The sequence below is a fragment of the Chryseolinea lacunae genome, assembly GCF_016735595.1.
GTDB lineage: Bacteria > Bacteroidota > Bacteroidia > Cytophagales > Cyclobacteriaceae > Chryseolinea > Chryseolinea lacunae.
This window is the reverse complement of the sequence record NZ_JAERRB010000001.1, coordinates 841,815-867,241: the sequence shown is the minus strand read 5'-3', so window position 1 is coordinate 867,241 and position 25,427 is coordinate 841,815. Positions and strand designations below refer to the sequence as shown.

The 25,427-nt window shown below is 52.1% G+C and carries 19 protein-coding genes and 1 tRNA gene; 13 read left to right on the top strand and 7 right to left on the bottom strand.

Going from position 1 to position 25,427, the window contains the following annotated elements; all coding sequences use genetic code 11:
- The first annotated feature begins 74 nt into the window (after window positions 1-74).
- From JI741_RS03315 to JI741_RS03295, 5 genes are all read left to right on the top strand, one after another.
- Window positions 75-148 (top strand) — tRNA-Asn (locus JI741_RS03315).
- A gap of 589 nt (window positions 149-737) precedes the next feature.
- Entirely contained in the window at window positions 738-1,175 is a 438-nt protein-coding gene (locus JI741_RS03310) for an Hsp20/alpha crystallin family protein (RefSeq protein ID WP_202007350.1), read from the top strand.
- A gap of 228 nt (window positions 1,176-1,403) precedes the next feature.
- Complete coding sequence (locus JI741_RS03305) at window positions 1,404-2,837, top strand: trypsin-like peptidase domain-containing protein (RefSeq protein ID WP_202007348.1); 1,434 nt, start codon at window positions 1,404-1,406, stop codon at window positions 2,835-2,837.
- Between the two features lie 119 nt (window positions 2,838-2,956).
- A complete protein-coding gene (amaB, locus tag JI741_RS03300) occupies window positions 2,957-4,498 on the top strand; it encodes an L-piperidine-6-carboxylate dehydrogenase (protein ID WP_202007345.1) in 1,542 nt (513 codons plus the stop codon).
- An 88-nt stretch (window positions 4,499-4,586) separates the two neighbouring features.
- Window positions 4,587-4,967: a response regulator gene (locus JI741_RS03295; RefSeq protein WP_439647545.1), complete on the top strand. Its 381-nt coding sequence runs from the start codon at window positions 4,587-4,589 to the stop codon at window positions 4,965-4,967.
- A gap of 163 nt (window positions 4,968-5,130) precedes the next feature.
- Here the strand turns inward: JI741_RS03295 and JI741_RS03290 are convergent, their stop codons facing one another.
- The gene (locus JI741_RS03290) at window positions 5,131-6,576 is read right to left on the bottom strand and encodes a hypothetical protein (protein WP_202007342.1); all 1,446 of its coding nucleotides are present in this window, start codon (window positions 6,574-6,576) and stop codon (window positions 5,131-5,133) included.
- 120 nt (window positions 6,577-6,696) lie between these two features.
- On the opposite strand from JI741_RS03290, the gene JI741_RS03285 reads away from it, so the two are divergent.
- The 6 genes from JI741_RS03285 (at window position 6,697) to JI741_RS03260 (ending at window position 16,176) form a co-directional block, all read left to right on the top strand.
- A complete protein-coding gene (locus JI741_RS03285) occupies window positions 6,697-9,291 on the top strand; it encodes a tetratricopeptide repeat protein (RefSeq protein ID WP_202007340.1) in 2,595 nt (864 codons plus the stop codon).
- A 70-nt stretch (window positions 9,292-9,361) separates the two neighbouring features.
- Window positions 9,362-11,023, top strand: a complete 1,662-nt coding sequence (gene pafA, locus JI741_RS03280; RefSeq protein ID WP_202007338.1) for an alkaline phosphatase PafA — start codon at window positions 9,362-9,364, stop codon at window positions 11,021-11,023.
- 298 nt (window positions 11,024-11,321) lie between these two features.
- The gene (locus tag JI741_RS03275) at window positions 11,322-13,040 is read left to right on the top strand and encodes a sensor histidine kinase (protein ID WP_202007336.1); all 1,719 of its coding nucleotides are present in this window, start codon (window positions 11,322-11,324) and stop codon (window positions 13,038-13,040) included.
- A 12-nt stretch (window positions 13,041-13,052) separates the two neighbouring features.
- Window positions 13,053-13,478: a response regulator gene (locus tag JI741_RS03270; RefSeq protein WP_202007333.1), complete on the top strand. Its 426-nt coding sequence runs from the start codon at window positions 13,053-13,055 to the stop codon at window positions 13,476-13,478.
- Window positions 13,479-13,501: 23 nt separating this feature from the next.
- Entirely contained in the window at window positions 13,502-14,650 is a 1,149-nt protein-coding gene (locus tag JI741_RS03265) for a sensor histidine kinase (protein ID WP_202007331.1), read from the top strand.
- Between the two features lie 122 nt (window positions 14,651-14,772).
- The gene (locus tag JI741_RS03260) at window positions 14,773-16,176 is read left to right on the top strand and encodes an APC family permease (protein WP_202007330.1); all 1,404 of its coding nucleotides are present in this window, start codon (window positions 14,773-14,775) and stop codon (window positions 16,174-16,176) included.
- Between the two features lies 1 nt (window position 16,177).
- On the opposite strand, the gene JI741_RS03255 is transcribed toward JI741_RS03260, so the two are convergent.
- From JI741_RS03255 to JI741_RS03230, 6 genes are all read right to left on the bottom strand, one after another.
- On the bottom strand, window positions 16,178-17,074 hold the full coding sequence (locus JI741_RS03255; protein WP_202007328.1) for an SDR family oxidoreductase: 897 nt from the start codon (window positions 17,072-17,074) through the stop codon (window positions 16,178-16,180).
- Window positions 17,075-17,134: 60 nt separating this feature from the next.
- Window positions 17,135-18,004 (bottom strand): peptidylprolyl isomerase, encoded by an 870-nt coding sequence (locus tag JI741_RS03250; RefSeq protein ID WP_202007326.1) that lies wholly within the window; start codon window positions 18,002-18,004, stop codon window positions 17,135-17,137.
- Window positions 18,005-18,049: 45 nt separating this feature from the next.
- Window positions 18,050-18,985 carry a hydroxymethylbilane synthase gene (gene hemC, locus JI741_RS03245; protein WP_202007324.1) on the bottom strand — a complete coding sequence of 312 codons (936 nt, stop codon included), beginning with the start codon at window positions 18,983-18,985 and terminating at the stop codon, window positions 18,050-18,052.
- Window positions 18,986-18,988: 3 nt separating this feature from the next.
- Complete coding sequence (locus tag JI741_RS03240) at window positions 18,989-20,110, bottom strand: DNA polymerase III subunit (protein WP_202007322.1); 1,122 nt, start codon at window positions 20,108-20,110, stop codon at window positions 18,989-18,991.
- Between the two features lies 1 nt (window position 20,111).
- A complete protein-coding gene (locus JI741_RS03235) occupies window positions 20,112-21,290 on the bottom strand; it encodes a GlmU family protein (RefSeq protein ID WP_202007320.1) in 1,179 nt (392 codons plus the stop codon).
- 133 nt (window positions 21,291-21,423) lie between these two features.
- Complete coding sequence (locus tag JI741_RS03230; protein WP_202008103.1) at window positions 21,424-21,672, bottom strand: type B 50S ribosomal protein L31; 249 nt, start codon at window positions 21,670-21,672, stop codon at window positions 21,424-21,426.
- A gap of 227 nt (window positions 21,673-21,899) precedes the next feature.
- Between JI741_RS03230 and JI741_RS03225 the strand changes: the two genes are divergently transcribed.
- Window positions 21,900-23,591, top strand: coding sequence for a hypothetical protein (locus JI741_RS03225; RefSeq protein ID WP_202007317.1), 1,692 nt, complete (start codon window positions 21,900-21,902; stop codon window positions 23,589-23,591).
- Window positions 23,592-23,599: 8 nt separating this feature from the next.
- Window positions 23,600-25,426, top strand: a complete 1,827-nt coding sequence (locus JI741_RS03220) for an ABC transporter ATP-binding protein (RefSeq protein ID WP_202007316.1) — start codon at window positions 23,600-23,602, stop codon at window positions 25,424-25,426.
- The last annotated feature ends 1 nt before the right edge of the window (window position 25,427 follow it).

Here is a 25,427-nt window from a genome sequence, read left to right as displayed (position 1 = left end):
CTCTTAAAATTTTTTTAGTCCAGGGTTGGAACTTTGCCTCACAAGTCCTTAATATTGCACTCCTTTTTAAGCATTCCTCCTTAGCTCAGCTGGTTAGAGCATCTGACTGTTAATCAGAGGGTCCTTGGTTCAAGTCCAAGAGGAGGAGCAAAAAAGCAGGCCACTTACCAAAACCGGTAAGTGGCTTTTTGTTTTTTGCTCTTCCATCACCCATGTTGTTTACTCTTTTTAGAGCCGACTTTGAGAACCTGCAAAAAATCAATGGAAACTTAAATAAGTCGATTTCCCCAGGGAAAATGCGGTGACGCCTATCGAAACGAGCCAGCACATCGTCTCCGTTTTTTCAGAATTGTTTTTTCTTGAAGCTCCAGACAATCGATAGAGGCAACGTCATGTGTCCGATATTCACATCGACGGGTAGCCATGGCGTTATGTCTTCCCCAATGCTATACCATGTGAAGGGACAATGGATAAACGACCCTTTTGTCCTGGGAATGGATACGACCATTTCTGAACTCAGAATCTTCTCAGAGAAACTCACTCGTGCTCGGATAAACGGACCGTCAAAGAATGACCATTTAACAGGATAAAACTGCCATGCTGTCTTATTTTAAGTGCTATTTCTTTCAAAACAAGCCATAATGACATTAAAATGAGCTCAAAATCGTGCCGGCATGCTTTTCCCTTATAGGGTATCTGTAACACGAAAACATGTTCAACAAAAAAATAAAAATCATATGAGTATCGTACGTTATAGCACCGCGAATGATTACACACCCACATCATTCAGCAATTTGATCGACCGGTTTTTCAACGATTCGCTGACCCGCGGCGGAGGTTCTTCGTACTCGTTCGTTCCCAAAGTCGACATCGTGGAAACCGACAAGGCTTATGAGGTTCACGTGGCCGTTCCTGGTCTTAGCAAAGAAGATTTCAAGATCGATTTGAACGACAACTTTTTAACCATCAGCGGCGAGCGCAAATTCTCGAAGGAGAGAAAAGAAGCGACCCTGCATGTGGTGGAATCGCAGTATGGCAATTTCAACCGTTCGTTCTCGTTGCCCGAAAACATTGACGCGACGAAGATCGAAGCAAAATACAACAATGGCATCCTGGAGATAACCGTGCCCAAGGATGAGAAGAAGATCGTAAAGACAACCATCAAAGTTAACTAAGGGTAAAGGGTTTAGGTTAGGTGGTTAAGGCGCTCCCGCAAGGGGCGCCTTTTTTCTTTTCCGCCCTACCACCAGCCGTTTTTTATGACTTAGGATGCGTGATGGACGGGGGAAAAGTTCACCTCAAAGAAAATCTTGGGCTGGCGCTTGGGCCTTCAATCATTTTCGGAAAAGAAACGTTAACTTTCTAAGCCTCTCCAAAGGAAGTGTTTAAAGAAAGGGCCCGGTATGAAGCGATCCATCCTCATTCTCATCGTTATGTTAACAGCGTGCATCGGGGGAATTCTCGGTGCCATTTTCACGCTGAAATTTCTCGACGTCACCACCGCATCCTATTCCTCCATCGAACAACGTCAGCAGTCTGTGCAAACAGCCTACGGTCGCGACACCGCCTATAACATTTCCGAAGGCATGAATTTTTTGAGCGTGGCCCAGAAAGTCACGCCCGGTGTAGTGCACATCCGCACCTCCTATGGTCCTGGCGACTTCAGCGTCAACCCGCTGGAGTTCTACATGGACTCTCCCGCGCGCTCGTCGGGCTCGGGTGTCATCATATCTGACGACGGCTACATTGTTACCAACAATCACGTGGTGGAAGATGCCAGCAACATCGAAGTGGTGATGAACAACAACCAGCGCTTCTACGCCAAACTGATCGGCGCCGATCCCACCACCGACCTGGCCTTATTGAAAATCCGCGCACAACATTTACCCTTTCTGAAATACGGCGACTCCGACAAAATCACCCCGGGCGAATGGGTGCTGGCCGTGGGAAATCCTTTCGATCTGAACTCCACCGTCACTGCGGGCATTGTGAGTGCCAAGGCGCGGAACATCGGCATTCTGCGCGACCGTAACAATCTCCAGGTAGAAGCTTTTATCCAGACCGATGCTGCCGTGAATCCCGGCAACAGCGGTGGCGCCCTTGTGAATCTTAGAGGAGAACTGATTGGCATCAACTCGGCCATCGCCACATCGTCGGGAAGTTATCAGGGCTATTCGTTTGCAATACCCGTGAGCCTCGCCAAAAAAGTGATGGACGACTTGTTGGAATTCGGACAAGTGCAACGGGGCTTGCTGGGCATTCAGATCACCGATGTGAACGCCTCCATTGCCGAAGACCTGCACCTGAATGTGAACCAGGGCGTGCTGGTGAACCGCGTCAACACCGGAAGCGCGGCCGAGCAATCGGGCCTGTCGAGTGGCGATGTGATTGTGGGCATTGATGGTCACGCGGTGAACTCGGTTTCGGAATTGCAGGAGTGGGTGGCGCGAAATCGTCCGGGTAAGGAAATCCGTGTGGCGTATTTGCGCGAAGGTGGTCGTCGCGAAGTGAAGGCGCGGCTGCGAAACAACGAGGGCAACGAAACGGTGACAAAGAAAGAAGTGAAATATGACCTGAGCGGTGTGCAGATCGAAGACATTCCCTACAAGGAGCTGGCGTCGCTGCAACTGGAAGGTGGCGTGCGGGTCATTTCGGTGGCCACCGACAAATGGAAAGATACCGGCATCAAAAAAGGATTTGTGATTGCCTACATCGACAAAGTGCCGGTCGACAATGTGGAAGATTTGAATCGTATCCTGGAGTTCAAGCGCGGGGGCATCCTCATCGAAGGGTTCTATCCCGGCGGCCAGAAGGGCACTTACGGCGTGGATTGGTGATGGGCCGTCCATCCTAGACCAACACCCCGCGGAACTTCCGCGAAACCCTCATATTAAACATTTTATTAGCTTTACGCACTTTTGGAACAAAATCGCCTGTTCCGTAAACCAGACTTTGCATGAAAAATTTCGGTATCAAGGATGTGCTGACCACGCTCGGCCTCAAAAAAAATAACCAGGGTGTTTCCACGGGTTCGAAATGGTATCGCTCCGGCGGTGGCCTCATCGAATCCTATTCGCCGGTCGATGGCAAGCTGATTGGCTCCGTCTATGGCGGCGACGAAAAAACGTGGGACAAGGTGGTGAAGCAATCGGAAGAAGCATTCAAGATCTGGCGCACCTGGCCCGCTCCGAAGCGCGGCGAGGTGGTGCGGCAAGTGGGCGATGCGTTGCGGAAGAACAAAGATCCACTGGGCAAGCTGGTGTCGTATGAGATGGGCAAGTCGCTTCAGGAAGGTTTGGGCGAAGTGCAGGAGATGATCGATATCTGCGATTTTGCTGTGGGCCTGTCGCGCCAGTTACACGGACTCACCATGCACTCGGAGCGTCCCAACCATCGCATGTATGAGCAATGGCATCCTATTGGCACGGTAGGCATTATCTCGGCCTTCAACTTTCCGGTGGCCGTGTGGTCGTGGAATGCCATGCTGGCCTGGGTGTGTGGCGATGTATGCGTGTGGAAACCTTCAGAAAAAACTCCGCTGTGCAGCATTGCCTGCCAGCTTATTGTAGCAAAGATTTTTGCCAAGAACGGCGTGCCTGAAGGTGTGTCGTGTCTTGTGAATGGCGATGCCACCATCGGACAATTGATGGCGGCCGACGAACGTGTGCCGCTGGTGTCGGCCACCGGTTCCACCCGCATGGGCAAAGCCGTAGCGCGGACCGTGAGCGAGCGACTGGGCCGTTCGTTGCTGGAGCTGGGGGGCAACAACGCGATCATCATCACCGAAAATGCAAACCTCGACATGTCTATTCGCGGCGCGTTGTTTGGCGCCGTGGGCACTGCAGGACAACGCTGCACCACTACGCGACGTCTCATTGTGCACGACAGCATTTTTGACGAAGTGAAAGAGAAGTTGAAGAAAGCCTATGGACAGCTGAGCATCGGCAATCCGCTTGATCCGGCCAACCACGTGGGGCCGCTCATCGACAAGCAGGCCGTGAAGCTGTATAACGACGCCCTGAAGAAAGTGAAACTGGCGGGTGGCGAGTTTGTGGTGAAGGGTGGGGTGTTGCAAGGCAAGGGCTTTGAGTCGGCCTGCTATGTGAAGCCAGCCATTGCCGAAGTGCAAAACGAGTTTGAGATTGTGCAGCATGAAACCTTTGCGCCCATCCTATACCTGATCCGTTACAACACCCTGGAGGAAGCCATTGAAAAACAAAACGGTGTGAAGCAAGGCCTGTCGTCGTCGATCATGACCACGAGCCTCCGCGACATGGAGCGCTTCCTGTCGGCGTCGGGATCGGACTGTGGCATTGCCAATGTGAACATCGGCACATCGGGTGCGGAGATCGGCGGTGCGTTTGGCGGAGAGAAGGAAACCGGCGGTGGGCGCGAGTCTGGGTCGGACGCTTGGAGGGCCTACATGCGCCGGCAGACCAACACCATCAATTTTGGCGAGACCCTTCCGTTGGCACAAGGGATAAAATTTGATATTTAGAGATGTTTGCAAATCAGGAGCAAAGGCTTATTTTTATAAACCATTCACACTAAAAATCACTATGGCCGCACGAAAATATAGAACTGTCATGCTCATTGACGATAATGAAATTGACAACCTGATTAACCAGAAGATGATTGAAGCGGCAGCCGTTACTGACAACATCTACACGCACACCGGTGCAAAAAGCGCAATCGAGTTTTTGAAAAACATGGAGAAGCTGGATGTGGCTGATCAGGTATTGCCGGATGTGATCTTCCTCGACATCGACATGCCGCTGATGGATGGTTTTCAGTTTCTGGATGAGTTCGAAAAGCTCACCAACATTGCCAAAAAGAAATGCAAAATCGTGATGTTGACGTCCTCTATCAATCCGCAGGATTTCAACCGTTCAAAGAAATATGAAAACGTGAGGCTGTATCTCAACAAGCCCCTGTCGCACGAAAGCATTGTGAAACTCGAAGTGTGATCTTTACTTCGGGCCTTTAAAAAATCAAACACACATTTCTGAAATTTCCGCAGACGTGATGCACGTGGGCGGAAGTTGCATGTCGCTACGCTGAGCATGCCGACGTGTTGAAGCATGACCGCGCTTCGTAGGCGCGTTGTGCTTTCGTTAGTCTGGCCGTCGCTTAGAAATCCGTCAATAGCTCCACAAATTTTTCGTCCAGCTTGATGAGCATGGTGGGCGCGAAGTAGTCCACCTTGAGGCTGGACAGACGGGGGATAACACTCTGTATCTTCTTTGCTTTTTCTTTCTTGGCTTCGCTGGTGGCAATCTTCAGGATCTTGAGGAAGAGCTGGATATTCTCGCAGTTGTCTTTGCCCGACAAGCGTATCTGGCGCTGAATGCTGTTGGAGAGCTGGTTGAACAATTCGAAGTCGCGGAGCAGCGTGTATTGCAGGGCCAGCAGTGATTTTATTTCCAGCTGGGCATACGGATATTTCTTCAGGCTCACGTCGTTGAGCAAGCCGTTGATGAGCTTGGCCGATTCTTCAAACTTGCCTGAATAATAGCACGAGATGGCGCGGTACACCACATACACGATGTGTTTGGGGATGTCCATCATGTCCACTTCATAGTCGAGGAAGATGCCTTCGTTCTCGGCATACAGTTCCACTTCGGTGCCGTTGCGCAGGTGGCGTTCGATCTTCGAGATGAGGAATTGCGTGGGGAAGGTGAAGGTGGAATAGTTCACCAGCAGGTTGGCGCAGGCGTCGTTCACTTCTTCGAAATACTTTTCGGCCTGGCGGTATACTTTGTAGTGGTTGTAGTATTCCAGTTTCAAAAACTCGAACACCAGATTCATGTGGTAGTAGATGGAATCGAGGTGATAGCTTTCGAAGATCTTCTGCACTTTGTCAAAGATGTCTTCGATCGACTCGCCGTCTTGTTGCATGTTGTCGTCCACTTCCACAAACAGGCGGTGGAAGATGTACATGCAGCTTTGGTACACATAGAGGCGATGCGATTCGTAGAGCTTGGCCACGTTCAGCATTTCCTTCATCAACAGTCCGAGGCCGAGCTTTTCTACTTCGCCGCCGTTGAGCAGGAAGTCGCCGTATTTTTTGAAATAGTCCGCCAATAAGTCCTCAGCCTTATCCACCGCGAGCATGTAGGCCACGTGACGGTTGTAGAGCTGTGAATATTGGAAGTAGTCGGGCGAGTTGATGTTGAGTTTTTTGAGCGACTTGTAGATGATGGTCAGTTCGTTGGCCAGGTCATAGTCGAGGAGTTCCTTCTCCAGTTTTTTGAGGGTGGCCACCGAGATGGCTTTCTTTTTGGTGAAGAGCACTTCGTTGATGTTGGCTACTTTGCGCAGCACATCGGTTCGCGGACTCTCCAACTGGCCCATGAGATATTCTTCGATCTTGAGGTTGAGGCGCGAACGGAGGGTGTAGTAAGCATTGGCGTTGACGTCCAGTTCGGTCATGATCTTGTTGTCCGAAAGCTGTCGCTCGCGGAGGGAGCGGAGCAGGTATGCAGATTTCTCGGCGTTGCTCTCGATGAGGGAGTCGTAGATCGCTTTGAAATCTTTTTCTGAAAGTTGCTTTATGATGTTCTTAAGCTTTGCCATGTGTACGCTTTTAACAATCTGAAAATTTACAAAATTTATTACATGATACAACAGCCTTTGCCCTAGTTAGGGATAAATCTTGCGGTGAAGTTTGTAGTTTTACATCCACCCACATCGTTCATGAGGTTGATCTACAAATTTACTACGAGCATCACGACGCTGCTGTTGCTGTCATCCGGGGTCATCGCGCAGGGTGTTGAGCACCAGGCGGAGAGCAACATCCGGAAGCAGAAGTGGGACAAAGCGTACGGTCAACTCCGCAAGGCCCTCACCAAAGACACTGTCAACACCGGTGCTGCCTACATGATGGCCCGCTATTTTTTTGAGCCGGCCAACCCGGGTTTTCAAATCGACTCCGCCCATGCCTATGCCGAGAAGTCGCGCACCGGATTTCGGCAGAGTTCGGCAAAGCAACGGGAACGTTTGAAGCGCATTCCTGTTGACAGCCTCCTGCTCCACCACCTCGGTGCGCGCATCGACAGTGCCGCGTTTGCCCGGGCCCGTCACCAAAACACCGAACAATCTTACATGGCCTTCCTCGCCAGTTTCACCACCGCCGCACAGCGCGACGAAGCGGCTGCACTGCGCGATGAGGCCGCGTTTCAGGATGCAAAGATGCAAGACAGCTATCTTGCCTTCGCCGCATACCTCGAACGATATCCGAAGGCAGCCCGTGCCTCCGAGGCGCAAACTTACTATGAACGATTACTCTTTGAAAACAAGACACGCGATAAACAGCTGATCAGCTACGAAAATTTTCTCAAAGAATATCCATCAACATCACACCGGCGCGAGGCCGAGCGGCAGATCTTCGAACTCAAGACCGCGTCGGGTACCCTTGAAAGCTACGAAGATTTTCTAACAACCTATCCTGCCAGCGCATCCGCCAAGGTGGCCGGCGACATTCTTTTTCATCTGCTGCCCGAAGACCAACGCCAGCTGAGGTGGAAATTCCCCATCGGCGATTCGCTTATGACCATCATGAACCTTGAGCATGGCTACCTCGCGCCCTTTCTGCACGACGGTCGCTTTGGGTTCATGGACAAAGACGGAAATCAAATCATCGCCCCCGACAACGATGCGTTGGAACCCGACTATCGCTGTGGCAATATTTCGGAAGATGTCGTGGCGTTGCCTCACCGGCTGGTGGCGCAGAACGGTGCCGTGGTGCTGCCGGAAGAAGTGTTGTCGGTCGACGACCTTGGTGCAGGATTTTTATTGGTGGAGAAGGAGCACTGCACGCAGGTCCTTCACAAATCCGGATTCACGGTGGGCGACCGCTGTGTAGACGATGCCCGCGTCCTCAACGGCAAGATGATCGCTGTAAAGAAAGAGGAGCACTGGTCATTATTCACGTTGACAGGCCGCCCGTTGTTGCCGGCGGTATGGGACGATGTGACCACCCTGAAGGATGTGGTGGTGTTGAAGAAGCACGGCAAAATTACATTGGCGACCATGAGCACCATTGCCCAGTGCGCGGCACAGCAACAAACGCTTCCTGAAAATGAAATCGAAGAAGTAAAAGCCTGGCCCCGCGACCTGATCGCAACAAAGGACACCCGAGGTCGGGGGGTGGTAGATCAATCACTCAATATCTATATACCGGCGGGGCATCACACGATCGCGCCGGCCTACTTCGGCGCCACCGTGTCGGACGCGGCCGGTACCGTTGCCGTTAATCATGCCGGCGAGCGGTCGGTGCCGTTTGGCCGCATCGTGGTGAAGGAAGCGTGGACGGCCGTGGGCCATGAAAAGGGATGGCGTCTTTATGATCCGGCAACACAAGCGTATCAAAGCCGCGCCTATGATTCCATCCTGTTTGCCGGTCCTTTCGCGTTGGGTGTGAAGGCCGACAGCATGCGCATACACTTCACGCCCACACGGACCATCTCGTTGCCACAACCGGTGCGTGTTGAATTTGTGACCGGCCAGGGCGTTGCCGTTTTTTTGTGGGTAGAGCAGGGCGACAAAAAAACGTTGTATAACCACGAGGCTAGGCGACTCTTCACCCTTGCGGCAGACAAGATTCAATATGCAGGCGAGAACTGTTTTGTGGTGCAGAAGCGCGACAAGAAAGGCCTCGTGAACGCCGAAGGGAAACCCTTGCTACCGATGGAATATGATGCCATTGGTGCCGTGAGCGGCGGCGTGGTGTCGATGCTGAAGGGCGCAAAATTCGGGCTGTTTCAGTGCGAGAAGAAAAAACTTATCAAACCCGAATACACCAAAAACCTGACGCCCTACAACGCGTCTACCGTGGTTGCCTACAAGGATGGTTTGTATGGCTTTGTGGGGTGGGACGGCAAGCCGTTGAGCGGCATCGAATTCAGCGATGTGAAATACTGGAACGACACGGCTGCCTTTGTGAAGAAAGACAAACAATGGAAGGTGTATGCCCTGAACACCAAACAGGTGCTGCTCGACAAGCTCGACGGCTACAAATTGATCCGCGACACTGCAGGCGAGAAGCTGGCCATTGTGGTAAGCGATCACCGCTATGGGGTGATCAACAGTCGCATGGGCACCGTCATTCCCATGACGTTCAGCGACGTCATCAACGTGGGTTCCGCTGAATATCCGCTCTATTTCACGGAAAAGCATGTGGCGGAAGCGGACATTTTTGTGGTGATTTATTACAGCCGGGAGGGCAAAATGCTGCGCAAGGAGGTTTATGAGCAGGAAGATTATGATAAGATCTACTGCGCACAAAATTAACATACCGTTCAGCAAGATTTTATAGACAAACCGGCCTAATCGTTAACTTGCGATTCTAAAATCCGGCCGTATGCAGCGCTTTATCATCGCCTTCTTCACTTGCATTATCCTTTCGTTAGCCACCGTGTCTCTCTATGCACAAACGGCCGCCCCCGACCGCCCGAAGCTGGTGGTGGGCATTGTGGTGGACCAGATGCGGCAGGAGTACCTTTATAGATTCTATGAAAAATTTGGCGAGGCTGGCTTTCGCCGTTTGATGAACGACGGCTTTATGCTGCGCAATGCGCACTATAACTACGCACCCACGGTGACCGGCCCGGGCCACGCCTCGGTCTACACGGGTTCCACGCCGGCCATTCACGGCATCATCGGCAATGATTTTTATGACAAACAAGCCAAACAATATGTGAACTGCGTTCAGGATCCGCTGCAAAAACCGGTGGGCAACGACGCGGGCAATGGCGATGTGTCGCCCTGGCGCATGTTGTCGTCTACCGTCACCGACGAGCTGAAGCTGTTCACACAGAAGCGGGCCAAAGTGATTGGCGTGTCCATGAAAGACCGCGGTGCCTCGTTGCCTGCCGGACACATGGCCGATGCGGCATATTGGTATGATTCACAATCGGGAAAATTTATCACCAGCACTTACTACATGAGCAAGCTTCCGGATTGGCTCGTCAAGTTCAACGGGCAGAACCTCGCCAATCAATACCTCAACCAGGAATGGAAGACCTTGTATCCCATCGAACAATATACCGAGAGCGGACCCGACAGCAGCCCCTACGAACGCAAAATGAACGGCAAAGACCGCTCGGTGTTTCCGTATGCATTGAGTCAGCTTCGCGGAAAAAATAACAACTTCGAACTGTTGCCCTACACGCCCTTTGCCAACGACTACCTCACCGAGATGGCGAAGACCGCCGTGCTGAACGAGCAAATGGGAAAACACGAGGTCACCGATTTTCTGTGCATCTCCTATTCCACCACCGACCTGGTGGGCCACATGATGGGCCCCAATGCTGTGGAGGTAGAAGATATTTATCTGCGCCTTGATCGCAACATCGACGATTTGTTGAAGAACCTCGACAAGCAAGTGGGCGCCGGAAACTATACGGTGTTCCTTACGGCCGATCACGCCGTGGCCGATGTGCCGCAGTATATGAAAGACAGCAAGATGCCGGCGGGATATTTCAATGAAAGCTATGTGAAAGCAAAACTGAACGAATTTCTGGCCACCTATTATCCGGGGCGCGACTTCATCGAGAACATCAGCAACGAGCAGATCTTTTTGAACCAGGCAGCTTTTCAGCGGGACCCCAAAACTTCGGGAATCGACATGATCATCGTGACCGAGCTCATCGGCAAATACCTGATGACGGTAGACGGTGTGGCAAACTATTACACAGAATCCCAATTGCGTCAGGCCAACTATGACGAAGGCGGTGTGAAGGGAATGTTTATTCGTGGTTTTCATCCCAAGCGTTCGGGCGACATACTCATTGCCCTGGAGCCCGGCTGGTTCGAATCGGCATCGGTGCAGGGCACTACGCACGGCTCGCCCTACAAATACGATACACACGTGCCGGCGCTGTTCTATGGCTATGGTGTGAAGAAGGGCACTTCTTATCACTATCATCCCATCACCGACATAGCGCCCACTATTTCGGCATTGTTGAAAATTAAATACCCCAGCGGCAGCACCGGGCAACCCATTGTTGAAATATTTGAATAAACGGCCTCACGTCGCATGAAGGTTTAGGTTGGACAGGGAAGCATTCCCGCCGTTAAACCTGCAAAAATCCCCGTCGCTCACGGTGCCCAAAATTCTTTTCGAAGAATAAATTTTGGATACGAATCTAGGTCGTATATTTATTTTTACGGAGCCCATCCAGTGAAGTGTAGATGAATGCCTGACCATCACACTTTGTCGCAACGTGTCAGGTAGGGTATGTCCCGCACGGGTATATCGAAGTAGTAGCCGAACGCAATAAAGCATCGGTGAAGCGTATTATTAACGGACAGGAAAGTGTATGAAGGTATATTTCGAGAGAAGAATACTGTTGGGTTGCATTGTTGCCTTTGCCATACTGGCCTCGCTGGGCATATATACCTATCGTTATTTCAAGGAATCTACGGTTACCACGCGACAGGTTACACACACTAATGAAGTGTTGTATCATGTCGAGCAACTTTATTCTGCGGCCTTGAGACTTGAAGTTGGACTATATCAATTCATCGAAACGGGCGACACATCTTTTGCGTCCTTCTACCGTGGAGAATTGCGCATGGCCGCCGAGCATACCCGAATTCTGGGAGCGCTTGTGCACGACAATCCCGCACAACTCAGGACCTTGGACAGCATGCGTATGACGGGTCGCAAAAAAGTGAAATTTATACAGGAAGTGATGCTGGCCCGTAGCCAGTCCGTGTTGGCGGCGCGCAGGCTGGTGCCGTCGGCAGCGAACGATGCCATCACGAAAGAACTCACGGCAGCCATCATGCAGATGCAGCAACGTGAAAAAGTGCTGTTGCAGCACCGCACCGAAGCCAGCGTGCTGGGCGAATCGAAATTTATGAGAACGTTTTTGTTGATGCAGTTTTCGGGTGCCGTTATCCTGGTGTTGGTGTTTTATGCCATTCATGCTTCGTTCCGGAGGCGGGTGTTGGCTGAACAATCATTGCGGGAAGTGTCGGAAGAAATCCGTGACCTCTACAACAATGCGCCTTGCGGCTATCACTCCCTGAACGCCGAAGGCTACATCAGCGAAATGAACAACATGTGGTTGCAATGGCTGGGGTATACGCGCGACGAAATTGTGGGTAAAAAAAGGTTCATAGACTTGCTTACGGCAGAGAGTAAATCGCTCTTCGAAAATAACTTTGAGAAATTCAAAACCACGGGCTCGGTGAGCAACCTGGAGTTTAACCTGGTTCGGAAAAACGGCGAAGGGCTCCCGGTCATACTCAACAGCACGGCAGTGAAAAACGAGCAGGGCGATTTTGTGCGAAGCCGCTCCACCGTGTTCAACCTCACCGAACGCAAGAAATCCGAAGCGAAAATAATGCAACTCAACAACGAGCTGGAGGCCTTCACCTACTCGGTGTCGCACGACCTTCGCGCGCCGCTGCGCTCCATCGATGGCTATGCGCGGATTTTGAAGGAAGACTATGGGCCCAAACTCGATCCAGAAGCCAACCGCGTGATCGATATTGTGGTGCGCAACGCCAGGCGTATGGGCAAACTTATTGACGACTTGCTGGATTTTTCGCGCGTCGGCCGCAAGGAACTTTCGCACAGTCGTGTAGACTTCAACACCATGGTGAACAATCTCCGCCGCGAGTTGATGGAACAGGAGAAAGAACGCGTTATCAACTTTGTGGTGCATCCGCTTGCCCTGGTCGAAGGCGACAACAACATGCTGCGGCAGGTGTGGGAAAACCTGATCTCCAACGCACTGAAATATTCCAGCAAAAAGCCCCTCACCGAAATTGAAATCACCTGCACAACCGAAGAAGACAAAACCATCTACTCCATTCGCGACAATGGCGTGGGCTTCGACATGAAATATGCCAATAAACTTTTTGGTGTGTTTCAGCGCCTCCACAAAGTGCAGGACTTTGAAGGCACGGGTGTGGGCCTGGCGTTGGTGCACAGAATCATATCGCGTCACGGCGGCAAAATCTGGGCAGAGGCCGCAGTGGACGCCGGTGCCACATTTTCGTTTTACATTCCTTCTGAAACCCGATAACCTATAGCCGTCATGACAACCAGTGCAGCCGTTGAAATACTATTGATTGAAGACAACCCGGACGACGCAGAATTGACCATCCGCGTTTTGAAAAAACATAACCTGGCCAACAACCTCGTGCATTTGCAGGATGGCGAGGAAGCCCTTCGGTTTTTGTTTAATGAAGAAGCTTCGAACATTCCGAAGATAATCTTGTTGGACCTGAAGATGCCGAAAGTGGATGGTATCGAAGTGTTGCGAAAAATAAAAAGTGATCCCGTGCGGAAGGTCATTCCCGTGGTGGTGCTCACATCGTCGAAAGAAGAACGCGATATCGTGGAGTCTTATAAACTAGGGGTGAATGCCTACGTGGTGAAACCCGTTGAATTCGACAAATTTATGGAAGCGGTGGCGCAGCTGGGTTTGTTCTGGCTGCTGTTGAACGAACCGCCCAGGTAGGAACAAGTAAACTGATGTCTTTTATGAATGATAAACCGTTGAGGATCCTCGTGCTAGAAGACGTGGAGGACGATGTAGGACTGATCGAGCGCGTGTTGCAGAAGGAAGGGATCACGTTTGAGACCAACCGTGTAGACAGCCGACAGGAATTTGTGGATGCGCTGCGCACCTACGAGGCCGATGTGATTTTGTCGGACCACCGTCTGCCCCAGTTCAACTCCTTTGATGCACTGAAGTTGTGTCGCCGTGCGGGCGTGCAGATTCCCTTCATCCTGGTGACCGGATCGGTGTCGGAAGAATTTGCCGTGAGCTGTCTCAAGCAAGGGGCCGACGACTATGTGCTGAAGTCAAACCTGATCCGCCTTCCCGCGGCCATCGTCAATTCGCTAAAACAAAAAGCGCTGGAGAAAGAACGGAAACGTTCCGATGGCGAACTGCGCAAGCAGAACGAAGAACTGGTGAAGATCAACAAGGAGCTCGACAGCTTTGTCTACAGTGTGTCGCATAATCTGCGCGCACCCCTCATGTCGGTGCTGGGCTTGTTGAACCTGGCCAAGATGAACGACCAGCAACGCGACAACATCTTCGATCACTATTTCAACATGATGGAGCACAGCATCCAGAAGCTCGACGACACGCTGAAAGAAATCCTGGACTATTCGCGCAACGCCCGGAACAACCTGAATGTGAAAAAGGTGAACCTCGCCGAAATTGTGAGCGACAGCGTGGAGCGTCTGCAATACATGGAGGGATCGGATCAGATCATCAAGGAAATCAAAATAGACGAGACCATTCCACTATACGCCGATGGTTATCGCCTCTCGGTGATTTTTAACAACCTGCTTTCTAACGCTATCAAATATCGCGACCTGCAAAAGGACGAATCGTTTGTGCGTTTTCTCATCACGGTAGATGAACGCAAAGCCACCTTCCATTTTCACGACAACGGCATCGGCATCACGGCCGACCTGCTTCCCCGCGTGTTCGATATGTTTTTCCGGGCCACCGACCGCAGCGAGGGTGCCGGGCTGGGGCTCTACATTGTGAAGGAGACCGTGGAAAAACTGAGGGGTCAGATCACGGTGCAATCCACCTTTGGCGAGGGCACGATGTTCAAGTTCGAGATCCCCAACATGAAACTGGCCGAAGAATTGGGTGAAGACATGGTATAGTGGCTATAGCCATCAATGGGGTTTACTGGCGGGGTTAGGGTGTGGTGTGACATAAAAAAAACCTTGCTGGCAGATTCGGGCGATTTCCCTATATTCAAAACTTATTGATAACGGAATCGCTGATGAGTGAGACAAAGTTTAAGCCTGTGCTAGGCTTGTGGGACGGCACCATGCTGGTGGCCGGTTCAATGATAGGATCGGGAATTTTTATTGTGAGCGCCGACATCCTGCGCAATGTGGGAGGATCGGGATGGTTGATTGCCGTGTGGCTCATCACCGGCTTCATGACCGTGACAGCCGCCGTGAGCTATGGCGAGCTGAGTGGCATGTTCCCCAAGGCCGGTGGCCAATATGTATACCTCAAGGAAGCTTATAATCCCCTGGTTGCTTTTCTCTACGGCTGGAGTTTCTTTGCCGTCATTCAAACGGGCACTATCGCAGCGGTGGGCGTGGCCTTCTCGAAATTCATGGCCTACATTGTGCCCGGCGTGAGCGAAGACATCGTGTTGCTGGACCTGACCTTCATGAAAGTTTCGCCGGCGCAGCTTGTGTCCATCTTCATCATCGTGGTGCTCACCTTCATCAACAGCCGCGGTGTGCAGGGGGGCAAGGCCATTCAAACAACGTTTACCGTCACAAAACTGCTGAGCCTCTTTGGCCTCATTGTGTTTGGCTTCATCATGATGAATGGCGACGTGTGGACCGCGAACTGGACCAACGCGTGGGACCTTCACAAACTCAACGCCGACAACAGCATAGAAACCTATACTTCCATCGCGGCCATTGGCGCAATTGCGGCGGCCATGGTGGGCTCCATCTTCAGCAGCGATGCCTGGAACAACGTGACGTTCATTGCCGGCGAAATGAAAAATCCCCAGCGCAACATTGGGCTCAGCCTCTTTCTGGGAACGCTCATCGTCACCATCATCTATGTAAGCGCCAACCTCATGTACACGGCCGTGCTGCCCATGCACGACATTGCGTTTGCCGAAAAAGACAGAGTGGGTGTGGCGGCTTCGAACATGATCTTTGGAAACGGGGGCACGATCATTATCGCCCTCATGATTATGGTGTCGACGTTTGGCTGTAACAACGGGTTGATTCTGGCGGGCGCGCGTGTTTACTACACCATGGCCAAAGACGGTGTGTTCTTCCGTCAGGTGGGCGAACTCAATCGGTTTGCTGTGCCGCAGCGCGCGTTGTGGGTGCAGGCCGTTCTTGCTTCGTTGTGGTGTCTCAGTGGAAAATATGGCGACCTGCTCGACATGGTGTCGTTTGTTGTGGTGTTGTTCTACATGCTCACCATCGTCGGCATCTTCATTCTCCGTAAAAAAATGCCGGATGCGCCAAGACCCTATAAAGCGTTTGGCTACCCGGTGCTGCCGTTAATCTACATACTGATGGGCACCACGTTTTGCACATTGCTCATCACCTATAAACCAGGCTATACGTGGCCGGGACTGATCATCACGTTGATCGGTGTGCCGTTGTATTACATTGCCCTGCGGCAAAAAAGGAAGGCGTAGTCTACTTTTTCAACTGCGACGAAACGAGTGCCATGCCTTCGCGAAAGGAGTGGGGTGCGTAGCCAAGTTCGCGCACGGCTTTGTCTATGATGAACCCCGTGCGCAGCGGGCGACGTGCTGTTTCTTTAAAAATTGCGGCATTGGTTTCTTGAATAAGCGACGCGTCCAACTGAAAGAAGTCGGCGGTCTGCAACGCCATCTGGTGCGGTGTGAGAAAATCTTTTCCCGAGATGTGATACACACCCGTAGCGCGTTGCACAGCCACCAGGTGGCAACCTTCGGCCAGGTCTTCGGCAAGCGTGGGCGTGCGCCACTGATCGGTCACTACTTTGATGACGCTGCCCGCTTCCAGATTTTTCTTCACCCACGTAATGATGTTGGAGCGGCTCATATCCTGCGTGATGCCATAGACCAGCACCGTGCGCACAATGCTCCACGTCAGTCCGCTTTCCATCACCAGCTTCTCGGCGGCTACTTTGCTTTCGCCGTAATAGTTCACCGGGTTGGGTTGATCCGATTCTTGCAGGGGGCCATGACTTCCATCGAAAATGAAGTCTGTGGAAAGGTGCACCAGGTGTGCGTTGTTTTTTCGCGAGGCCTGGATGAGATAATCTACAGCATCGACATTCACTTTCCAGCAGCCGGCCTTGTCCTGCTCGCATTGATCTACCTGCGTCATGGCGGCAGTGTGCACAATGGTGTCGGGTTTGATGCGGTCAACCAACGCCTCCACGGCGTGCGGGTCGGTTAGGTCGGCCAGGAAAAATTTATCGGGATCGACCGGCAACACAGCGGCTCTTCGCGCGGTGGTATAGAGGTCGATGGAAGGATCACCTTGCCAGCGTTCTATTAATTTTTGACCTAACAGACCATTGGCACCGGTGACAAGAATTTTCATGAGGGGTAGCGGGAGTAGAGGGTAATACTAAATGTAGTCGGAGACGTTTGGGCCTTCCGTTTATTTCACTTTTTCAGGAACGTGATAGCCGTAAAGCTTCTCGATTTTTTTTACCGAGAGTTCTTCCACGGTCACCTTCATACGCACATCTTCTACGGGGCGTTCAGAGGGATCTTTAGCCACTGCGGCAATCTTGTCGATCACGTCCAGTCCGCTGATCACTTTGCCAAACACGGTATACTGATCATCGAGGTTGGGTGTGCCGCCCACGGTGGTATAGATTTTCAATTTTTCGGGCGACACTTCCTTGCTGAGGGCAACGCCCAATTGTTTTTCAACGCGTGGCTTCAGCTTCAGCAACAAAGCCTGAAAGGCTTTCATGTCTTGTGCCTGGTAGGCGGTCATCACCGAGTCGTAGGCCGATTTGTTGGCAGGGTTTTGAAAGAACTGGCCCATCACGCCGTTCATTTTTTCGAAGTCTGTTTTTAATTCTTCTTCCGTCAGCTTGGTGCCTTGCACGATGTAGAACTGGCTGCCACTGCTGGCCTTGGATGGATTTTGAAAGTCGGAAAGGCGGGCGGCCGAGAGTGCTCCTTTTTCGTGGATGAATTTTGGATTGATTTCCGCATCCACCGTGTAGCCCGGGCCGCCGGTGCCGAGGCGTTGGCCGGCCGTTGCTTTTTTGGAATCCGGATCGCCGCCCTGAATCATGAAGCCTGAGATGACCCGGTGAAACAGGGTGCTGTCGTAGTAATGTTCTTTGGCTAGCTTAATGAAGTTGGCTTTGTGTTTTGGTGTTTCGTCATAGAGGATGGCCACCATTTTGCCATACTTGGTTTCGATGGTCACAACGTAGTCTTTCTTTTGGGCACAGCTGGTCACAAAAAGAGAACAGAGGAAAAGCACAACTATACTGGAAACTCGCTTCATGGGGAAAGTTTTATTAAAGATTGATCAGATACGGTTACGAAAAAATTACGTGGTGCTGGCGTAGCTTTTGATGTCGCTCAAAATGGTGGAGCCCCCGTTGATGAGCACTTCGTCGCCCACGCGTTCGCCCAGCGCTTTGAAGTCGGCGGGAGGTGCGGAGTGTTTGGCCTTCACAATCTGCTGGCCGTCGAGCGAGATGATGCCGCCTTTCAGCGTGATCATGTTGCCTTCGGTGTGAGCATAGCCAAACGCCGGAATGCTGCAGCCGCCTTGCAAGGTGCGAAGGAAAGCCCGCTCTGCGCGAATGCAATGTTCCGTTTCCGGGTGATTGACCCAGCGCTCCAGGATTTCCTTTTTATCAAAACTTAATTTCTTATGACATTCAATGGCAATGCTTCCCTGTCCTACTGCAGGCACGAAATAGCTGGTTTCAATTTTCTCAACGATCAGGTGCTCGAAGCCCATGCGATACACGCCGGCATAGGCCAGTAGCAACGCGTCGTATTCGCCCGCTTCCAGTTTTGCAAACCGGGTTTGAAGATTGCCGCGAATGGTGGCGGCTTCCACGTGTGGATAGAAATGTTTGAGGAAGGCAACCCGGCGTGTGGCCGATGTTCCGATCTTCAGTTTGTCTTTGGCGAGGTTGATGTCTTTGCGATAGCTCACAATCACATCGTTGGCTTGTTCGCGTTCGGTGAAGGCCACCAGTTCCAGCTCGTCCGGAATTTCGGACGCGAGGTCTTTGGCGCTGTGCACGGCGATGTCGATGGTGCCGTTGAGCAGGCCCGCTTCAATTTCTTCGGTGAACACGCCCTTGCTGCCGATCTTGGAAATGCTGACGTCCAGAATTTTGTCGCCCCGTGTTTCGATGGGTACAATTTCGGTTCGATAGCCCGAGGGCTTGATGAGGCCGGCGATATGTTCGGCCTGCCACAAGGCGAGCTTGCTTCCGCGGGTACCAATGCGAATGAGTTTGTTCATAGTCTACGGGTTGATGATCTTGGCCAGCTTTAGCGAAAGGTCCAGGAAAATCATCTTGGCACTTCCGTTTCGCTCCAGGTGGTAGCTGGCATCGTTAATCAATGTAAAGGATTTTTCTATTTTTTCCACCGTCATCACTTTGCTGAAGCCTTGTATAAATTTCAGCTCTTCGCCGCGCGAACGGTTCATGGTGTTGGCACCCGAAATGAACAGCAGCGTTTCGCGCATCACCAGCAGGCTGTAGGCCAGCAGGTTTTTCTGACTCAGCTTGTCCAGGGCGTGAAACTCGTCGGCGGTGAACACCAGCGGGCCATAGCTCTTGCGAAAGCAGTGGCGCATCCACTCGGTGAAGCGTTGGGTGTTGTTGTCTTCTTCGCTTTCGGTGAGCCTCAGGGCCTGGTTCAGGCTGCCTTCGGCAAGCGATGTTATTTTTTCGGCGCGCGTCGGTTCGATGCTGCGCTGGTTCACCAGAAAGGATTCCACTTCTTCGTCGTGCAACAGGGGCACGGTCACAATCTGTGTTCGCGAAATGATGGTGGGCAACAGGCGGTCGGCGGCGTTGGTCACCAGAATGAAGAAGGTGTGCGGCGCCGGCTCTTCCAATATTTTCAAAATGCCATTGGCCGCCGAGGGGTGCATCAGCTCGGGTTGCCAGATGATCATCACCTTGTTGGGGCTTTCGAACGGTTTGAGCGAAAGGGTCTTGATGATCTCGCGGCTTTCTTCGCGCGAGATGAGCGCCGCTTTGTCTTCGCCGCCATAGTAGTTTGTCCAGTCGTTCAGGTTGCCATAGGGTTGTTCGAGCAGGAACGAACGCCACGACTTGAGGATGTCGGCTTTGAAACGGTCTTCGTCTTTATCGCCCTTCACGTTGCTGAGCGGAAACACAAAGTGTGTGTCGGGGTGAATGAACTTGCTGTTCTTGGAACAGGCTGCACACACACCGCAGGAGTCGTCGCCTTTGTTTTCACAATGCAGGTAGGTGGCATAGGCGAGGGCCATCGGCAAATTCAATGCGCCGTTGGCGCCTACAAAAAGTTGGGCGTGCGCAATGTGATTGCTTTTGGCGGCGGCCACCAGCATGGTCTTCACGTCGTTCAGGCCTGGAATGGATGCAAACTTCATATCATTTGGTTTCCCACGTTCTGCTGTGTGCGGTGGTGTTATAGACGTGTAGCAGGATGTCGGCGTCGGTGCGCGTCAGCTCCACATTGCGGCGGCCCATCACCCGCGCGGCGGTTTCCAGCGCTTTGTCTACCTGATAGGTGGTGAAGCCTGCGCCGCCACCCCAGGAAAAGGATGGCACATAGTTGCTGGGAAAGCCCTCGCCAAAAATGCTGGCGCTCACGTCCACCACGGTGCCGGTGTTGAACATGGTGTTGATGGAACATTTGCTGTGGTCGCCCATCATGAGCCCACAAAAATTGAGTTCGGTCGGCACGAAACGTTGCTCGCCATGACGCCAGATTTTCACCACGTCATAGTTGTTCTTCATGTTGGAGGTGTTGGAGTCGGCGCCAAAGTTGCACCACTCGCCAATCACGGAGTTGCCCAGGAAACCGTCGTGTGCTTTGTTGCTGTAGGCAAACAGGATGGAGTTGCTCACCTCGCCGCCCACCTTGGAGTGCGGACCGATGGTGACGTCGCCCCGGATCTTGGCGCCCATGTTCAGTTGTGAGCCTTCGCCCAATGCAAAGGCGCCGCGCACCAGCGAGCCTTCGTGTATCTGGCTTCCCTTGCCGAGATAGATGGGGCCGTTTTCGGCGTTGAGCACGGCGGCGCGGATATAGACGCCCTCTTCCACAAAAAGGTTTTCTTCGCCATACACGCGGGTGTGGCGGTCGTCGATGCGCGCAGACGTGCGACCGGCGGTGATGAGTTTGAAATCGGCGCGTATCTGTGCGCCGTTCTCACGGAATATTCTCCAGGGTTTGTCGATCACGGTGAGCGACTCCGGATATTCAATGGTGTTGCGGCTGCTCATGTCCTGCGTGGGGTTGCGGGCCGCCAGGAGCAGCGAATCTTTTACGAGGAAATAGCCGTCGGGCAAAGCCTTCACGGCTGCCGCCAGGGCGGGGTCGGCACACAGCGCGCCGTTTACCAGCAGGTTGTCGGGTGTGGAAACGATGGGATATTTTTGTTGGAGATAGGCTTCGGTTTTATAGGACGCGGTGACGTTGAGGTATTTTTCCCATTTCTCCGCGAGGGTGAGAATGCCCACCCGGATGGCGGCCACGGGGCGGGTGAAGGTGAAGGGGAGGAGTTCTATGCGGATGGACGGGTCATCGAAGAGGATCAGATTCATGTTCCAAAAATAGCGTCAGATCCGGTATGATAAAGGGATTGCCGGATTAAATGTCGCTTTCGCACACACAAAAGGACAATAAAAAAAGCCCCGACGAGTCGGGGCTTTTCTCTCCATGTTAAAAAAAGAAGTATTAAGCTTTCTTCTGATACTTGTTCTTGAATTTCTCAACACGGCCGGCTGTGTCAACGAACAGCTTTTTGCCAGTGAAAAATGGATGTGAAGCAGAGCTAACTTCGACTTTGATGACGGGATATTCCTTGCCATCTTCCAACTTAATGGTTTCTTTCGTGTTCGAAGTAGAACGGCTTATGAATTTCGTGTCGCTGGAGGTGTCCCAAAAAACTACCTCTCTGTACTCGGGATGAATGCCTTTTTTCATATCAATTCTTTGTTTTCTCCTTAAAAAGGACTGCAAATATACGGGCCGGGAAGAGATATACAAGGTGCCGTCGTAAAAATTTGCTCTAAAAACCGCTGTGAACCCTTCTTCAGCCCGGTTTGAAAAAAAGTGAAATCCTGCACCCTTGACCCTAAAACCGGCCATGCCCGTCCCCAAAACTTCAGATTGCAGCAAATACTGTATTTTTGCCCACTTAATTTTCTTTCATGAAGACACGGCTACTGGCTTTTCTGTTTTGCAGTTTTCCCCTGGGGTTGCTGGCCCAAAGCAGCTATGCCCCGCTCAACGAGGACTATTATCACAGCATCGACCGCTATGAAGTGAAATCGGGACGTATATCGCCCACCATTTTCACGGGGGTGAAGCCCTATAAACGGTCCGACATTGTGGCCTTTGTAGACACCCTGCATGCCAACGGCCAGTTCACGTCACGCGCCGACGAATTTACCTACGAATACCTGCGCAACGACAGCTGGGAATGGTCGCGCGCCGAAACCAGCGACAGCCGCAAGCCCATCCTGAAAGCCCTCTACAAGAAAAAGTCCGACATGTTCAAGGTGGACGAAGATGCGTTTGACCTGCATATCAACCCCGTGCTTTATGTTGGCGCCGGCAACGATTCGCATCGCGACGACATGTTGTTCATCAACACCCGCGGCGTGGAAGTGCGCGGCATGGTCGATAAAAAAGTGGGATTCTATACCTACCTCACAGACAACCAGGCCGTGCTGCCTTCTTATGTCTGGGAGCAGATGGCCACCAACCCCGTTATCCCCCACGAAGGCTTCTGGAAAGAATTCAAGAAAGGCAAGGGTGTTGACTTTTTGCAGGCCCGGGGCTACATCACCTTTGAAGCCACCCGCCACATCAACGTGCAGTTTGGTCACGATCGCGTGTTTGTGGGCAACGGCTATCGCTCGCTCATCTTCTCTGACTTTTCGCCGCCCACTTGGTTTTTGAAAGGCACCGTGAAAGTGTGGAAGCTGAACTACATGTTCCTGCTCAACCAGATGACGGCCGATGTGGATGGCGCACTCAGCGGCCTCAAAGCAACCAATGGAGGCTACCCCACAAAATTCAACGCCATGCACCACCTGAGCATCAACGTGGGCAAGAAACTGAACCTTGGCGTTTTCGAGTCTGTCATGTTTAGTGTTGACGACTCCACGGGCACCGACAACTTCCGGCTCGACTATCTCAATCCCATCATTTTCTACCGCGCCATCGAACAGCAAAACGGCAGCAGCGACAATGTGTTGCTGGGGTTTGACTTTAAATGGAATGCGGTGCGCAAACTTTCGTTCTATGGACAGTTTGTGCTCGACGAATTTGTGCTGAGCCACATCAAAGCGGGCGACGGTTGGTGGGCAAACAAGTTTGCCATTCAGGGTGGTGCAAAATATATTGACGCGTTTGGCGTCCCTAATCTTGACTTGCAGGGTGAAGTGAACATCGTGCGGCCCTACACCTATTCGCACAACACGAACTACGCCAACTATTCCAGCTACCGGCAACCCATTGCCCACCCGCTGGGAGCAAACTTCAACGAAGTGGTGGGCGTGCTGCGTTACCAGCCCCTGCGAAGACTGAACCTGGTGGGCAAGCTCATCGTGAGCCGCATCGGCCGCGACACCACGGGTGTGAACTGGGGAAGCGATGTGCTGAAGAACAACACCACGCGTCAGCAGGAACTGGGCAACACCATCGGGCAGGGCATTGCCAACGACATTGTGTTTGGCACGTTCACAGCCACGTGGATGCTGAAGCACAACCTGTTCATCGACGCCAACCTTATTGTTCGCAAGAGCAAGTCGGACCTGGCACGCTATAACAACGACACCACCATCGGATCGCTTGCGCTGCGGTGGAATTTGCCGCGAAGGCTTTACGAGTTTTAAACTGATTCATGAAAATTTACTTTCGTATACTTCACTATGCGCCTCGCCTCGCGCGACGTCTTGTTGAATTTTTTCTGTATTCTTTTCCCGGCAGTGTGTTCCAGGTGGTGAGCATGGGGTTGGTGGCGCCGTTGCTGAACTCGTTGTTCAGCCATGTGAAAGTTGTTGAACCCGGAGCCAAACCCGAGTTCGCGCTTTCGATTGACTATGCCACAAACTTGTATAACTACTATCTGCAACGCACACTTTTTGAAGAAGGCGCCCTGCGTGCACTTTTGTTTGTTTGTATCTCCATGGTGGCGGCCCGCTTTCTGGGCAATGTGTTCACCTACCTGGAGCGTATGGCGGCATCACGCATTAAGGTGGATGTGGTGCGAAACATGCGCATGCACATTTTCAGAAACGCCACAAACCTTCACATCGGCTACTTTAACGACCAGCGCAAGGGCGATCTCATATCGCGGTTCACCAACGATGTTTCGGAAGTGGAAAATGCTGTGGTGAACAGTCTGAAGTTTGTTTGGAAAGAGCCTATCACCATCATCATTTCCTTTGTTGCCCTGTTCTTTATCTCGGCCAAGCTCACACTTTTCTCGCTGGTGTTGTTGCCCATTGTGGGTGGTGTGGTGGCGGAGATCATCAAGCGTTTGAAACTTAAAGCCGTGCAAAGCCAGGAGTCGCTGGGTAGAATTGTGAACATACTCGACGAGACACTTGGCGGCATGCGTGTGGTGCAGGCCTTTAATGCGCGTGGTTTTATACTGAAGAAAATGGATCAGGAAACCGACTATCATCGTCGTGTCAATCTTTCCATTGCCCGCAAAAACGAACTGGCATCGCCGATGTCTGAAATATTGGGTGTGCTCATTGTGGCTGCAATTCTCTACTTTGGCGGGACGTTGGTTTTGGCCGAGGACTCGCCGCTCACACCGGGTGCTTTCCTGGCCTTCATCGGGATTTTTGCATCCATTATTCAACCCGCAAAAAATTTCTCCAACGGCATCACGTCTTTGCAAAAAGGCATGGTGTCGGCACAACGCATTTTTGAATTGATTGATAAAGAACCTGCCGTGAAAAGCAAGCCCAACGCCACGGTGTTGACGTCGTTTGAAACGGAAATTGAATTCCGGAACATGTCGTTTGCCTATGACCGCGAGCCGGTGTTGAAAGATATCAACCTCAAAATCGGCAAAGGCAAAACCATTGCGCTGGTAGGTTCGTCGGGTGGCGGCAAGTCGACACTGGCCGACCTCATCCCACGATTTTATGATCCGACCGGTGGCGACATTTTGCTCGATGGCATTTCGCTGCGCGACTATGAGCTTGAGTCGTTGCGCAAGCAAATCGGGGTGGTGACACAGGAGTCGATCCTGTTCAATGATTCCATTTTCAACAACATTGCGTTTGGCATCGAGAACCCGAGCAAGGAAGCGGTGATCCACGCGGCCCAGGTGGCCAACGCACACGACTTCATCATGCAAACCGAGCATGGCTATGACACGGTGATTGGCGAGCGCGGCTCCAAACTTTCGGGAGGCCAGCGCCAGCGTCTCAGCATTGCCCGCGCCGTGCTGAAGAACCCGCCCATCCTCATCCTCGACGAAGCCACATCGGCCCTCGACTCGGAATCGGAACGGCTTGTGCAGGATGCGTTGACCAAGCTCATGCAAAACCGTACGTCGGTGGTGATTGCCCACCGTCTCAGCACCATTCAGCATGCCGACGAGATTGTGGTGATCCAGCAAGGGCAGATCCTCGAAAAAGGACGCCACGAATTGCTGATGGCCGGCGACGGACTTTATAAAAAACTTATCGAGATTCAAAAAGTGAAGTAGG